General features: G+C 61.7%; 11 protein-coding genes. 8 read left to right on the top strand and 3 right to left on the bottom strand.

The window, feature by feature from the left end:
- Nucleotides 1-172: 172 nt before the first annotated feature.
- From ACX9NZ_RS05830 to ACX9NZ_RS05810, 5 genes are all read left to right on the top strand, one after another.
- On the top strand, nt 173-886 hold the full coding sequence (locus tag ACX9NZ_RS05830; protein WP_294122540.1) for a zinc metallopeptidase: 714 nt from the start codon (nt 173-175) through the stop codon (nt 884-886).
- A 199-nt stretch (nt 887-1085) separates the two neighbouring features.
- Nucleotides 1086-2543, top strand: coding sequence for an exodeoxyribonuclease VII large subunit (gene xseA, locus ACX9NZ_RS05825; protein WP_407495647.1), 1458 nt, complete (start codon nt 1086-1088; stop codon nt 2541-2543).
- A gap of 59 nt (nt 2544-2602) precedes the next feature.
- A complete protein-coding gene (xseB, locus tag ACX9NZ_RS05820; protein ID WP_294122546.1) occupies nt 2603-2869 on the top strand; it encodes an exodeoxyribonuclease VII small subunit in 267 nt (88 codons plus the stop codon).
- 201 nt (nt 2870-3070) lie between these two features.
- Nucleotides 3071-3406 carry an HIT family protein gene (locus ACX9NZ_RS05815; RefSeq protein ID WP_294122549.1) on the top strand — a complete coding sequence of 112 codons (336 nt, stop codon included), beginning with the start codon at nt 3071-3073 and terminating at the stop codon, nt 3404-3406.
- Nucleotides 3407-3541: 135 nt separating this feature from the next.
- A complete protein-coding gene (locus ACX9NZ_RS05810) occupies nt 3542-4711 on the top strand; it encodes an acetate/propionate family kinase (protein ID WP_294122551.1) in 1170 nt (389 codons plus the stop codon).
- A gap of 63 nt (nt 4712-4774) precedes the next feature.
- Here the strand turns inward: ACX9NZ_RS05810 and ACX9NZ_RS05805 are convergent, their stop codons facing one another.
- Entirely contained in the window at nt 4775-5257 is a 483-nt protein-coding gene (locus ACX9NZ_RS05805) for a universal stress protein (protein ID WP_118653568.1), read from the bottom strand.
- A gap of 159 nt (nt 5258-5416) precedes the next feature.
- Complete coding sequence (pta, locus tag ACX9NZ_RS05800; RefSeq protein WP_118653567.1) at nt 5417-6397, bottom strand: phosphate acetyltransferase; 981 nt, start codon at nt 6395-6397, stop codon at nt 5417-5419.
- 186 nt (nt 6398-6583) lie between these two features.
- Between pta and glf the strand changes: the two genes are divergently transcribed.
- The 3 genes from glf (at nt 6584) to polA (ending at nt 11915) form a co-directional block, all read left to right on the top strand.
- Nucleotides 6584-7786 carry a UDP-galactopyranose mutase gene (gene glf / locus ACX9NZ_RS05795; RefSeq protein WP_118653566.1) on the top strand — a complete coding sequence of 401 codons (1203 nt, stop codon included), beginning with the start codon at nt 6584-6586 and terminating at the stop codon, nt 7784-7786.
- Nucleotides 7779-8912, top strand: a complete 1134-nt coding sequence (locus tag ACX9NZ_RS05790; RefSeq protein WP_118653565.1) for a glycosyltransferase family 2 protein — start codon at nt 7779-7781, stop codon at nt 8910-8912. Before glf ends, ACX9NZ_RS05790 begins: the two co-directional genes overlap by 8 nt.
- Before the next feature lie 204 nt (nt 8913-9116).
- Complete coding sequence (gene polA, locus ACX9NZ_RS05785) at nt 9117-11915, top strand: DNA polymerase I (RefSeq protein ID WP_294122555.1); 2799 nt, start codon at nt 9117-9119, stop codon at nt 11913-11915.
- Between the two features lie 357 nt (nt 11916-12272).
- Here the strand turns inward: polA and ACX9NZ_RS05780 are convergent, their stop codons facing one another.
- Entirely contained in the window at nt 12273-13106 is an 834-nt protein-coding gene (locus ACX9NZ_RS05780) for an HAD family hydrolase (protein ID WP_118653563.1), read from the bottom strand.
- Nucleotides 13107-13294 lie beyond the last annotated feature (188 nt).

Genomic DNA, 13294 nt, shown 5'->3' with positions numbered 1-13294 from the left:
GCGTAGAGGGTAGGAATGTCGAAAATCGAGCCTCTCTCGCCCTCGTTTTTCGACATTCCTACCCCCTTTGGTTCTCTTTTCATTGTGGGCGCCCATCTCCCGCGCCTTGGGCGGTTTTTTGGGTAGAACAAGCTGCATGTGCGAATGGACGCGTGCTTGAAAGGATTCGCAGATGCCTTACTACGGCTATGGATATGGCTACGGGTACGGATTTGACCCGTTGTATCTCGTTATCGTGATTGCCACCACGGTTATTGGCCTGATGGCACAAAACTACGTCAACTCGACCTATCGTCGCTGGTCCAAAGTCGCCTCGGACGGGGAGACGGGCGAGCAGGTTGCGCGTCGCATGCTCGACGACCTCGGGTGCGGTCGCGTGGGCATCAGGGGCACCTCGGGTCACCTGTCCGACCACTACGACCCGCGCGATAACAACCTCTACCTCTCCCGAGAGAACCTCAGCGGCGGATCGGTCGCGAGTGTCGCGGTCGCCTGCCACGAGGCGGGCCACGCCGCGCAACGCGAGAGCGGGTATTTTATGATGAAGGTCCGTCATGCGCTTGTGCCCGTGGTGAACTTCACCCAGAACATTTGGACCATCGTGTTCTTACTCGGCATCATGATGAATGTGGCCGGACTCACCACGTTCGCCATCGCACTGTTCGCCTTCTCCGTCATCTTCCAGCTCGTAACGCTTCCCGTCGAGATCGACGCCAGCCGCCGTGCGGTGGCTTATATCGAGCGTTCGGGCATGAGCGAGGTCAATGTGCGCGGTGCTCGCAAGGTGCTCACCGCCGCCGCCCTCACCTACGTGGCGGCAGCGCTTGCCAGCGTGATGCAGCTGCTCTATCTGCTCGCCCGCACCAACAGGAATCGCGACGAGTAGCCCTTCGCGAGCAGCCATACGTGAGCAGCCCCTGCGCGGTGCCCCACGCACCGTTGCGTGGCCGTGCTCGGGGCGCGTGGCTGCGAGGGGGCGCGGCGCGTGCCCGGGTGCGGTTCTGCTCGCTCACGCGGTGCTTCGTTTTGTCCGCACGCGTTGCTACACTGGTTCGAGTTCGAAGATACGAGTGAGAGGAGGGCATATGAACGCGTGGAACCTGACGGGCTCCTCGCCCGAGGCACCTTCCGCGGTGCCCGATGAGGACGCGCTTTCCGTCTCGCAAGCGGCAGAGCTCGCCGCCGGTGCGCTCCACGACATTCCCAAGATCACCGTGCTCGGCGAGGTGACCGGCTTTCGCGGTCCAAACGCTCGTAGCGGCCATTGCTATTTTCAGATCAAGGACGAGTCTGCGGCGCTCGATTGCATCGTGTGGAAGGGCACGTACGACAAGCGCGCCTTTGATTTGCGCGACGGCCTGCAAGTGCTGTTCACGGGGACGTTCGACCTGTACAAGCCCACGGGGAAGATGAGCTTCAAGGCGAGCTCCTTCACCTTGGCGGGGGAGGGCCTGCTTCGTCAGCAGGTTGCCCAACTTGCGGAGAAGCTGCGCCGCGAGGGCCTCATGGAACCCGAGCGCAAGCGCCGCATTCCGGTCTTTTGCACGCGCATCGCCGTCGTCACGTCGCTATCCGGTGCCGTCGTCAACGATGTCAAGCGCACGCTGCGCCGCCGCAACCCGCTGGTCGAGGTCGTCTGTGTGGGGGCGAAGGTCCAAGGGGAGGGTGCTCCCGCCGAGCTCATCGAGGGGCTGCGCCGTGCGGCCGCGATTTCGCCCGCACCCGATTGCATCCTGCTCGTTCGCGGTGGTGGTTCCTTCGAGGATCTCATGACCTTCAACGACGAGTCCCTCGCCCGCGCCGTCGCGGCCAGTCCCGTGCCCGTGGTGACCGGCATCGGACACGAGCCCGACAATTCGATTTGCGATATGGTGAGCGACCGCCGGTGCTCCACACCCACAGCGGCGGCGGAGTCGGTGGCCCCCGAGTTCGCCGAACTCGTTAATGTGCTGAATATGCGTGAGCAGCGGCTGCAGCGCTCCCTGGTATCGCTTACCGCTTCTGCGGATGCGGAATGTGAGGGCATGTTGGGGAGGATCTCCCGCGCGATGTCCATGCGGCTCGAGCGTCTTGCACTCGAGGTCGATGGCTATGCGTCGCGTCCGTGCCTGGTCGACCCCACGAATGTCGCCGATCGTCGCCGTGCCGAGCTCGCGCAGACGGCGGATCGATTCGCCGTCGTGTGCGACCGCTCGCAGGAGCGCTTTACCGGTGCGCTCGACCGCCTGGCACCGCGCCTGGAGGCGAGCGTTTCCGGTCTGGGCGTCAAACGTCACGCCCTGGACCTGTACACCTCTAAGCTACGTGCCAAGGGTTCGATCATCTTGAGCGGCCCCGTGGCGGATCTGGGGAAAAACGCGGCAGCACTCGATGCGCTCTCGCCGCTCAAGGTCCTCGGCCGCGGGTACTCCATCGCCTACGACGGTGCCGGGCGCGTCGCGACGAGCGTGGACGTGTTCGCGCCGGGTGACGAAGTGCGGGTACGCATGGCCGGCGGCGAAGTGAGTGCATCTGTCCGCAACATCACACATGCTGGGAAATAAGCCGAGAAGATACAGGAAGCTACGCGTTGCCCGGAGTGGCGCCGAGTAAGGAGAAGAACATGGCAGATCGCAAGAACGTTGAGGAGCTTACCTACAAGGAGGCGTCCACCGAGCTTGAGCTTATCATCCGCAGTCTCGAGTCAGGTGATATGGAGCTCGAGGAATCACTCGAGAGCTACACGCGCGGCGTGGAGCTTCTCAAGAGCCTCCGCGGTCGTCTGGCAGCGGCCGAGCAAAAGGTCTCCGTCCTGCTGCAAGATGTCGACGGTACCGATCAGCTTGTCCCGGGTGAGCCCGCGGATGACGCCGACAGCCTCAACCTCTAAGAGCCATCCCCTCAACCCGTAGTCGCCCTTTCGATGCGATAATCGAGGGGGACGTCGTTTGTCGGTAGGGGGCATATCGTCCCGCGCGCAGTTCCGCACGAGCCGGACCGTCCGGTGGACGGTCCGTGCGAGCCAGGACTGTTTGAGCACGGGTCGATATGCCCCCCTTGCCGACACGGGAACACAATTGAAAGGAGCCCCATGTCCGACTGCATCTTCTGCAAAATTGCCGCCCACGAGATCCCCTCGACCATCGTCTACGAGGATGACCTGGTCATCGCGTTTGACGACCTCAACCCGCAGGCGCCCGCGCACACGCTCGTGATTCCCAAGGAGCACTACGACAACATCATCGATGGCATTCCCGCCGAGACGCTCGCCGCCATGATGCACGCAGTGGCCGAGGTCGCCCGCATCAAGGGCCTCGATGAGGGCTTCCGCGTGATTTCGAACAAGGGCGAGGCCGCCGGTCAAACCGTCATGCACGTTCACTTGCACGTGCTCGGCGGCAAGCCGCTCGGCGAAGGACTCATTTGAGGCCGCAGGGCCCGCATGCAAAATAGCGTTGTGCGCGCGGTGGGATGCCTGCGTGCGCACATTCGCGCTATGATAGAACCGTTGTAACGTCCTGCGCGACGCACGATTGTCCGCGCATCATTTGTAGGGAGTGTCATGAACGTCCTCGTTCTCAACGCCGGTAGCTCGAGTCTCAAGTTCCAGCTCATGAACACCAAGACTCGCGAGGTCTTCACCAAGGGCAACTGCGAGAAGATCGGCCTCGAAGAGGGAATCTTCGGTCACAGCGAGGGTGGGGAAAAGGCCAAGGAGGCCGTTGTTCTACCCGATCACGGCACGGCCGTTCGCATGGTCATCGATCTTATCAACGAGCATGGCTTCGAAATGGACGCCATCGGCCATCGTATCGTCCAGGGCGGCTGGCACTTCACCGATTCTGCCCTCGTTGACGACGACGTGCTCGCCAAGATCTACGAGGTGGCGCCCCTCGCCCCCCTGCACAACTACGCTGAGGCCGGCGTAATCGAGTTCTGCCGCGATGCCTATCCGAGTATTCCGAACGTCGCTGTGTTCGACACCTCCTTCCACATGGGCATGCCCGAGATGTCCTACACCTACCCGCTGCCTCGCGAGGTTCGCGAGAAGTACCACGTGCGCAAGTACGGCGCGCACGGCACGAGCCATCGCTATGAGTGGAAGACCGCCAAGGAGATGCTCGGCGACCGCTGCCACCGCCTGCTGTCCTGCCACTTGGGCAATGGCAGCTCCCTGTGCGCCATCGAGGACGGCGTGTGCCGCGACACCACGATGGGCCTGACCCCGCTCGACGGCCTCATGATGGGCACCCGCTGCGGCTCCATCGACCCCGCCACCGTCTGCTACCTGCAGCGCGTGGGTGGCTACACCGCCGACGAGGTCGATACCATGATGAACAAGCAGTCCGGTATCCTCGCCATGTATGAGAAGACGAGCGATGCGCGCGACATTCGCGAGGCGGCGCTCGAGGGCGACGAGAAGGCGCTGTTCACGCTCGACCTGTTCGCCTACAAGGCGATGCTGCACTCCGGCTCCATGATCTTCTCCATGGCCGGCGTCGACACCATCACCTTCGCTGGTGGCATTGGCGAGAACGACTGGGCGACCCGTCAGGCGTTCTGCGAGTTCCTCGAGTGGCTCGGCGTTCGCGTTGATCGCGCCAAGAACAGGGAGTGCGTGGGCGGCAAGGGCGGCGTCATTTCCGCTGCCGGCTCTAGCGTCACCGTCGTGGTCATTCCCACGGACGAGGAGTATATGATTTCGCTGGACGTCGAGCGCTTGGCCAAGTAACCTCGCTCACCAGAGCATCACGCGAAGCGGCCCCTCACATGAGGGGCCGCTTTCAGTTGGGGACTACTTGACCGTGAGGACGGGAATCTCGGACGAACGCAGAACGCCGTAACTCACGCTGCCGAGCATGCCGCGCAGGGCGCCCAAGCCGCGCCGGCCCATGATGATGAGGTCGCAGCGATGGTCGGCGGCGTAGTTGGTGATCCCGTCCACAGGGGAGGGTGCCAGGCGCGTATCAATGACGACCTTGGCCTTGATGGCATCTAGGTCCTTGCCAAGGATGCTGCCGATGCTGTCGCGCAGCTCGCGGTCAGAGCGCTCGGCGATCGAGGTGAGGAGTGACTCGTAGCTCGTGTAGTCGATGGGGACCTCTCCAAAGGCACCAGCGGCGGAGATCATCGAGGGCGGCATGATATCGTTCGATACGACCGTGACGATATGGATCGTCGCCGTGGGGTCGTCCCCCACGAAGTCGATGGCAAGATGGAGCGCCGCCTGCGCGTGCTCGGACTCATCGAAGGGAACCAAAACGTTCTTGAACAACATGGGTGCCCCTTTCTCTCGCCTTGGCATCCGTTATGACATCTGTACCCTTTGGCGGGCAACCGTAGTCGTTTCGGCCGCACCTTGCGTTTTGATAGGGAAAGGGCCGGGCGCTGCCAAAGCAACGCCCGGCCCCATGGCCACGTGCGATGAATCGGAGGCTTACTCGGCCATCTGAGCCTGAACGGCCGTGATGGCCACCACGCCCACGATGTCCTCGGCCGAGCAGCCGCGCGACAGGTCGTTCACCGGTTTGGCGATGCCCTGCAGGATCGGGCCGTAGGCATCCGCACCGGCGAAACGCTGCACGAGCTTGTAGCCGATGTTGCCGGCCTCGAGGTCGGGGAACACGAGTACGTTCGCCTTGCCGGCGACCGGGGAGCCCGGGGCCTTGAGTTGCGCCACGGTGGGCACGATGGCGGCATCGAGCTGAAGGTCGCCGTCGATGGCGAGCTCGGGAGCCTTATCCTTGCAGAACGCCACAGCCTCCTGGACCTTCTTGGCGACCTCGCCGCCAGCCGATCCCATGGTGGAGTAGGAGAGTAGCGCCACGTGCGGCTCGGCACCTCCCATGAAGGTCTGCCAGCTCTTGGCGGACGCGATGGCGATCTCGGAGAGCTCGTCGGAGGTGGGGTTGATGTTCAGGCCGCAGTCGGCGAAGATCAGCGTGCCGTCGGTGCCGAACTGCGGGGTCTGGGTGCACATGATGAAGAATGCGGAGACGAGCTTGGTGCCCGGGGCGGTCTTGAGGATCTGCAGGGCGGGGCGCAGCGTGTCGGCGGTGGAGTGGCAGGCGCCGGACACGAGGCCGTCTGCATCTCCCATCTTGACCATCATGGTGCCGTAATAGGTGGCGTCGTTCATTTGGGCGCGGGCCTGTTCGATGGTCACGCCCTTCTTTGCGCGGAGCTCGGCGAACTTCTGGGCGTACTCTTCGTGCTTGGGGCCGCACTTGGGGTCGATCACGGTGACGCCGGGGACGTCGATCTTATCGGGATCGCCCAAGATGACCAGGTTGGCGAGATCCTCCTCGACGATGATCTTCGCTGCGTCGATGGTGCGCTGATCTTCGCCCTCGGGCAGGACGACGGTCTTTTTATCCGCCTTGGCGGTGGCTTTCATGCGGCTCAGGAAATCGCTCATGTACGCTCCTCAGAATGAATCGCTCATCGCGTGCCGCTGCGCGCGATGAGCATTATTGGTGTGACAGAGGTAATTATATGACTCGACCGCTATAATCATTTGGATGAAAACGCGATATGCGGGCCATGGCGACCCCGCTCGTCGCTTCATGGGAAGAGATGTCGCCACCGCCTGCAAGGAGCTGTCATGCAGATCACTTTCGGTCTCCCGGAGGACTTCAACCCGAACGCGTACGACATGATCGTCGTCGGCGCGGGATACGCCGGCGCCGTGTGCGCCCGTCGCCTCGCCGAGACCGTCGGATTCCGCGTCGCCGTCTTGGAGCGTCGCGACCATATCGCCGGCAACGCGTATGACTATTACGACGAGGCCGGGATTCTGGTGCATATGTACGGCCCGCATATCTACCATACGTTCAACGAGAACGTGCACAATTTCCTCTCCCGCTTCACCGAGTGGACCGATTATCAGCACAAAGTGCTCGCCAACGTTCACGGCACGTTCATGCCGGTGCCCTTCAACCACAAGAGCCTGTTGCTCGCTTTTGGCGATCAGCGCGGTGAGGAGCTCTACAACAAGCTCGTCGACACGTTCGGCAAGGATGTGAAGGTTCCGATCCTGAAGCTTCGCGAGAAAAACGACCCGGACCTGGCCGAGGTCGCCGACTACGTGTACGAGAACGTATTCCTGCACTACACGATGAAGCAGTGGGGTCAGACGCCCGACGAGATCGATCCGTCCGTCACTGCGCGCGTCCCCGTGTTCGTGGGTGACGATGACCGTTACTTCCCCCAGGCCCCCTTCCAGGGTATGCCCGCGGAAGGCTACACCGCCCTGTTCGAGAACATGCTCGACCATGATTGCATCGATGTGTTCTGTGGTGTCGACGCACGCGACATCTTCGAGCTCGACGAGACCACGGTTAAGGTTCGCGGCAACGTCTACGGTGGCGAGGTCATCTACACCGGTCCGCTTGATGAGCTGTTCAACCTTGATCTGGGCGCTCTGCCGTACCGTACGCTCGACATGAAGTTCGAGACCCTCGACATGGATCGCTTCCAGCCGGTTGGCACGGTTAACTACACGGTGTCCGAGGACTTCACGCGTATCACCGAGTTCAAGAACATGACAGGGCAAGAGGTCGAAGGCAAGACCACCATCATGAAGGAGTACAGCCACGCTTACGAGCCGGGTAGCGGCCAGACCCCGTACTACGCGATTCTCGACCCCGACAACCGCAAGCTCTACGAGCGGTATCTCGAGCGCGTGCAGCACATCACGAATTTCCACCCGGTCGGCCGTCTTGCCGAGTATCGTTACTACGATATGGATGCCGTGACCGCTTCCGCCCTTAACCTCTCCGACGAGATCATCGCCTGCCATGCCTAATACCGAACAGAACTGCGTTGCGACTGCTTACGATATCGAGGCTGCCCGCGTCGCGTTTCCCATCAGGACGATTTCTGTGACGCCGGCGGGGGAGGGCCACAAGGTGCTCTCTTTTGGCATCCCCAGTTACAATGCCGCTAAGGATATGGATCACTGCATCACCTCAATCCTCGAGGGATCCAAGTTCGCGTCCGACATCGAGATCATCATCGTCGATGACGGCTCGGAGGACGAAACGGGCGCCAAGGCAGATGAATGGGAGGCGCGGTATCCGGGCATTGTCCGCGTGGTGCATCAGGAGAACGGCGGCCATGGCATGGCTGTGCGTGCCGGCCTGCGCGAAGCCCAGGGTACGTACTACAAGGTCGTCGATTCCGACGACTGGCTCGACGCCGCCGCGCTTTCCACCATGCTCACCATTCTTCGCGGATTTGAGGAGCGTAACCTGCGCGTTGACCTGTTCATCTCGAACTACGTGTACGAGAAGGTTCACGAGGGCACGCACACCACGATCAGCTATCGCATGGCGTTGCCGCGCAAAAAGGTCTTTTCCTGGGAGGAGATCGGGCGCTTCCGCCCCGATCAGAACCTGCTCATGCACTCTTTGTGCTACCGCACGGATGTCTTGCGCGGGCACGACCTCCCCATGCCACCGCACACCTTCTACGTGGACAATATCTACGCGTACGTGCCGTTGCCCAACTGCAAGACTCTCTATTACGCCGACATCGACCTGTATCGTTACTTCATTGGTCGTGAGGGTCAGAGCGTAAACGAGGCCACTATGGTCAAGCGCCTGGACCAGCAGTTCCGCATTACGCGCATCATGATGGAGTCCTACCACCTGTACGAGGACGTCGAACAGGAGAAATTGCGCTCCTACATGATGGGTTACTTCACCATGATGATGGCCATCTGCTCGGTGTTCACCAAGCTTTCCGACAAGCCGGGCATCGATGATGAGCTTGCTGCCCTATGGAACGATCTGCGCACGTATGACGAGAAGATGTACCGCAAGGCGCGCCACGGCGTGATTGGCTGGGGCACGAACCTGCCGGGCAAGCTGGGAGAGAAGACCACCATCGGTATGTACCATCTTGCGTCTAAGATCTTCAAGTTCAACTAGGGTTTGCCGAGCGGACGTGCTCGGTCGGCCCCGGAAAGACATCCCTCCCCAAACGCCCTCGGATCTGCGCTTTGCGCAAATCCTGTGGAATGTTTAGTGAGGGATGTCCTTCCGGGGCCTACTGCCATCTATCGGCCTGCGCCTACTTGTCCGGGCGGTGGGGTAGACTGGTTTGCGAGAGAAAACGGACGAGAGAGGTCCTCCATGCCTGATTTCACGCCTGCCCGTGCCCGACGCGTCATCGCCGTCATCGATGGCAACTCGCTCATGCACCGCGCCTTCCATGCTGTGCCCCCCACCATGAACGCGCCGGACGGCCGCCCCACCAACGCAGTATTCGGCTTCCTCAACATGTTCCTTAAGATGGTCGACGAGTTCTCGCCCGACGGCGTGGTCTGCGCGTTCGACAAGGGCCGTCCGAAGGTCCGCATGGAGATGCTGCCCCAGTACAAGGCCCAGCGTCCACCCATGGATCCGAATCTTCGCAGCCAATTCCCCATGATCAAAGAACTGCTGAAGAACCTCTCGATCCCCGTGATCGAGCTCGAAGGCTGGGAGGGCGACGATATTCTGGGTACGCTCGCCCGCCGCGGTGAAGAGGCGGAGTGCGATATGTATCTCGTCACCGGTGACCGCGATATGTATCAACTTGTTACAGAACATGTGCATGTGGTCTCCACGCGCAAGGGCCTTTCCGACATCGCTATCATGACACCCGAGAGCGTGGACGACCTCTACCATGGCATCACGCCCAATCTCGTACCCGATTTCTACGGTCTCAAGGGCGACTCTTCCGATAACATTCCCGGCGTGCCGGGCATCGGCCCCAAAAAGGCGAGCGCATTGATCGCCCGGTACGGCAGCTTGGACGAGGTTATTGCCCATGCCGACGAGGTCAAGGGCAAGATGGGCGAGAACCTGCGCGCGCACATCGATGATGCGCTCATCTCCCGCAAGATCGCCACGATCATGACGGACGCGCCCATCGAGTGCGACCTGACCGAGGTGGCGTTCCCGGCGTTCGACGCGTCGTCCGTTTCTGCCGCCCTGGGTGAGCTCGGCATCATGGCGATGCAGAACCGCTTCCTCGCGCTGCTCGGGGAAGGCGCCGCTTCGGCTCCTGTGGCTACGAGCCTGGAGATGCCCGAGGTGCTGCGTGTTGCCCTCGACGCCTCTGCGGCCCAGAAGGGCGATGAGGAAGAGCGGGCCGCATCTGAGGAGATGAACGCGTGCTTCGACGAGCTCTGTCGTGCCCTCGATGCGGACGAGTGGCTGGGTGTCGCCATGGAGGATGACAAGGAAGATGGAGCGCTCTTCGGCATGACGCGTCGCCTGTGGGTCGCCACCGACCGCGCCCTGCTGTCATTCGAGGAACCGCTCGGCCCCTGTGCGATATCCACGATCGACCTTGACCTCTCGGCGGGGGTCATTCCTGGGGTGCTGCATCATATCCTGAGCGAGGGGCGCGTGATCTCTTGCGACGTTAAGGCGTTGCTCCACGAGCTCTCGCCCGTCGATTCGAGTGAGACGGAGCTCCTGGACCCGCTGTTGGTTGACTCTTCGCGGTTATTTGACACGGTGGTTGCCGCGTACCTGCTCGATTCCGTGCGTTCGGATTTTGCCGATTCCTATCTTGCCGAGACGTACCTGCATGCCTCGTTGCCACCCGCGGCGGGGGAGGCGGGCGCGCCGGCGGATGCCGTGAGTGCCTCTGCTCGATCCGCCTGGCTCGCCCGCATCCTGCGTGAGCCGCTCGCCGCCGCGCTTGGGGCTCAGGGCGCGGAGGACATTTTCACCAAGATCGAGATGCCGCTCGTGCGCGTGCTTGCGTCCATGGAGCGCGCGGGCATGTACGTCGACCCCGCACGATTGGCGGCGCAGTCCGAGGAACTCGTTGGTCAAATCCAGTCGCTCGAGCTTCGCATTCGCGAGCTTGCGGGTGGCGAGGAGTTCAATCTCTCGAGCCCTATGCAGCTCTCCCGCATTCTCTTCGACAAGCTCGGCTTGCCCACGGCTGGCCTCAAGAAAACCCAGCGCGGCTACTACTCCACCAACGCCAAGGTCCTCGAGGATCTCGCGAAGGACCACGAGATCGTCCGCCTCATCCTTGAGTACCGCGAGAAGACCAAGATCAAGTCGACGTACCTGGACACCCTCGGCGGCCAGCGCCGCAACGACGGCCGCGTACACACAACCTACAACCAGACCATCACCGCGACGGGCCGCCTATCGAGCTCCAATCCCAACCTGCAGAACATCCCCACTCGCTCCGAGCTGGGCCATGCGGTCAAAAAGGCGTTCTCGGTGGAGGAGGGCTCGGTCTTTGTGGCCATCGACTACTCGCAGATCGAGCTGAGGCTGCTGGCGCACCTCTCGGGCGACGAGCATCTGGTGAGTGCCTTCAACGAGGGCGAGGACTTCCATGCCGAGACCGCCGCGCGCGTGTTCGGTGTCGCGGTTGACGAGGTGACCCCGCAGCTGCGCAGCCGCGCCAAGGCGGTGAACTTCGGCATCGTGTACGGCCAGCAGGCATACGGTCTGTCGCAGACGCTCGATATCCCCATGGCGGAGGCCCGTGAGATGATCGACGCCTACTTCCGCGCGTACCCGGGCGTGCGCACATACCTGGATGAGACGGTGGCCTTCGCGAAGCAGACCGGATATGCCGAGACCATGTACGGGCGCCGCCGCCCCATCCCTGAGTTGCGCGTGCCCGCGCAGCGCATGTTCGGCGAACGCACGGCGATGAATCATCCGATGCAGGGCTCCGCTGCAGACATCATCAAGATCGCCATGGTGCGCGTGGCCGAGCGACTGCGTGCCGAGGGCTTTGCCGCCAAGATGATTCTGCAGGTGCATGACGAGTTGGACTTCGAGTGCCCGGCATCCGAGGTCGACGCGCTCGTGGCCATGGTGCGCGAGGAAATGGAGGGCGTGGCTCAGCTCCGCGTGCCCCTCATCGCGGACGCCAGCATCGGCGAGACCTGGGCAGAGGCGAAGTAGCTCTTTGCGATATCGCGGTTTTCCCGCCGAGTTACCGCGAATCGCTCGATTTTGTAACGAGTTTCGAGACGCCCCGAGTAGACGGCCGGTCTGGATGGTAAAACCCCAGTTGGCAGGAGGCCAAAACCCCCGTCTACTCGACCCCTTCGAGAATTCGTTACATTTTCGTCCGATTCGCGGCAGAGTCTCGCTGGCCGTGCGTTGGTAGATGGAAGAAGGGGCGTGGAGGCTGGTGCTGGGCCTCTGGCTTCTGATCATTCCGCATCATCAGCGGTGCGAAACTCGATTTTTAATCGACTGCATGTCGCTGGTGATGGGCTTCGCGGTTTTGGTTTGCGAGTCGATCGTGATGGGGCTTTATGCCATCGCCTCGATGATGCGGTCGATGACGGTGAGCACGCCCGCCTCGTTGTTGCTCGGGGCGAGGAACTTGCCGTGGGCATGCATGTGCTCGGCGGCATTGGCCATCACGTAGCTGTGGCCTATGATGTCGAGCATGGGGATGTCGTTATAGGTGTCGCCGAAGGCGGCGATATCGGTGAGCTTGATGCCCAGATGTTCCGCCAGATGGCGAATGCCCGACCCCTTGTCGATACCGAGGTTCATGAAATCGAGCCATTCATCACCGGCGCACGTGACGTACAGGCGCTCTCCGAATTCCGGCCCATACACCTCATCGAAATTGCGCTTGCTGTCCCAGTTGGGGAAGTATATCGAGATCTTATTCGAGTCGACATCGATTTCCTCGAAGGTGTCGATGTAGATGATATTGCGGTAGTAGATGCTCACCACGTCATGGTGCACACGGTCGCGCTCAAGCGCGTACGCGACGTCGAAGGCGCAGAGCACGGGGACGCCGCACCCCGATTCGACGCAACGCGTGAGGACCTCGCGGTACAGGTCGTGATCGATGAGGTCGCGGTAGATGAGCTCATCGCGCAGGTAGACGGATGCCCCGTTGTCGGCGACGAGCGCCATATCTTGGTGATGGGCCGGGAAGGATTCGCGCAGGGCGAGCGCGGGCCTGCCGCTCGCCGCGCAGAACACGACGCCGCGTCGCGCGAGTGCGTCAATGCGTTCGTCAACGCCCTCGGGCATGGATTTGTCATCGGCGAGCAGGGTGAGGTCCATGTCGGTGGCGACGAGTCTGATCGAGGAGAGGTCGGTATCGGCGAGGTACGAGGGAAGCATGTGATCCTTTCCGGTTTGGGCGGCGCGCGCCTTGATGTTCGCAGGTATTGTATAGCCTGAGTGCCGCACATCGGTACAAAAGCGGTTACCGCGCTCGATTTCTCTGCCCGCTGAAATTCTATGCATGTGCATGTATAAGAAATGTAACTAATCTATTTCTTGGTATACCTCCTGATTATGCTCCACCA

It is taken from the genome of Collinsella sp. BM28 (assembly GCF_054551995.1).
This window is presented reverse-complemented; position numbering and strand designations above follow the sequence as displayed.

Excerpts from the sequence above, each read along its gene's own strand:
- xseB (WP_294122546.1), top strand. The coding sequence starts at position 2,603 with ATGGCAGATCGCAAGAACGTTGAGGAGCTTACCTACAAGGAGGCGTCC.
- ACX9NZ_RS05805 (WP_118653568.1), bottom strand. The coding sequence starts at position 5,257 with ATGTTGTTCAAGAACGTTTTGGTTCCCTTCGATGAGTCCGAGCACGCG.
- ACX9NZ_RS05830 (WP_294122540.1), top strand. The coding sequence starts at position 173 with ATGCCTTACTACGGCTATGGATATGGCTACGGGTACGGATTTGACCCG.
- ACX9NZ_RS05780 (WP_118653563.1), bottom strand. The coding sequence starts at position 13,106 with ATGCTTCCCTCGTACCTCGCCGATACCGACCTCTCCTCGATCAGACTC.
- ACX9NZ_RS05815 (WP_294122549.1), top strand. The coding sequence starts at position 3,071 with ATGTCCGACTGCATCTTCTGCAAAATTGCCGCCCACGAGATCCCCTCG.
- ACX9NZ_RS05810 (WP_294122551.1), top strand. The coding sequence starts at position 3,542 with ATGAACGTCCTCGTTCTCAACGCCGGTAGCTCGAGTCTCAAGTTCCAG.
- xseA (WP_407495647.1), top strand. The coding sequence starts at position 1,086 with ATGAACGCGTGGAACCTGACGGGCTCCTCGCCCGAGGCACCTTCCGCG.
- polA (WP_294122555.1), top strand. The coding sequence starts at position 9,117 with ATGCCTGATTTCACGCCTGCCCGTGCCCGACGCGTCATCGCCGTCATC.
- glf (WP_118653566.1), top strand. The coding sequence starts at position 6,584 with ATGCAGATCACTTTCGGTCTCCCGGAGGACTTCAACCCGAACGCGTAC.
- pta (WP_118653567.1), bottom strand. The coding sequence starts at position 6,397 with ATGAGCGATTTCCTGAGCCGCATGAAAGCCACCGCCAAGGCGGATAAA.
- ACX9NZ_RS05790 (WP_118653565.1), top strand. The coding sequence starts at position 7,779 with ATGCCTAATACCGAACAGAACTGCGTTGCGACTGCTTACGATATCGAG.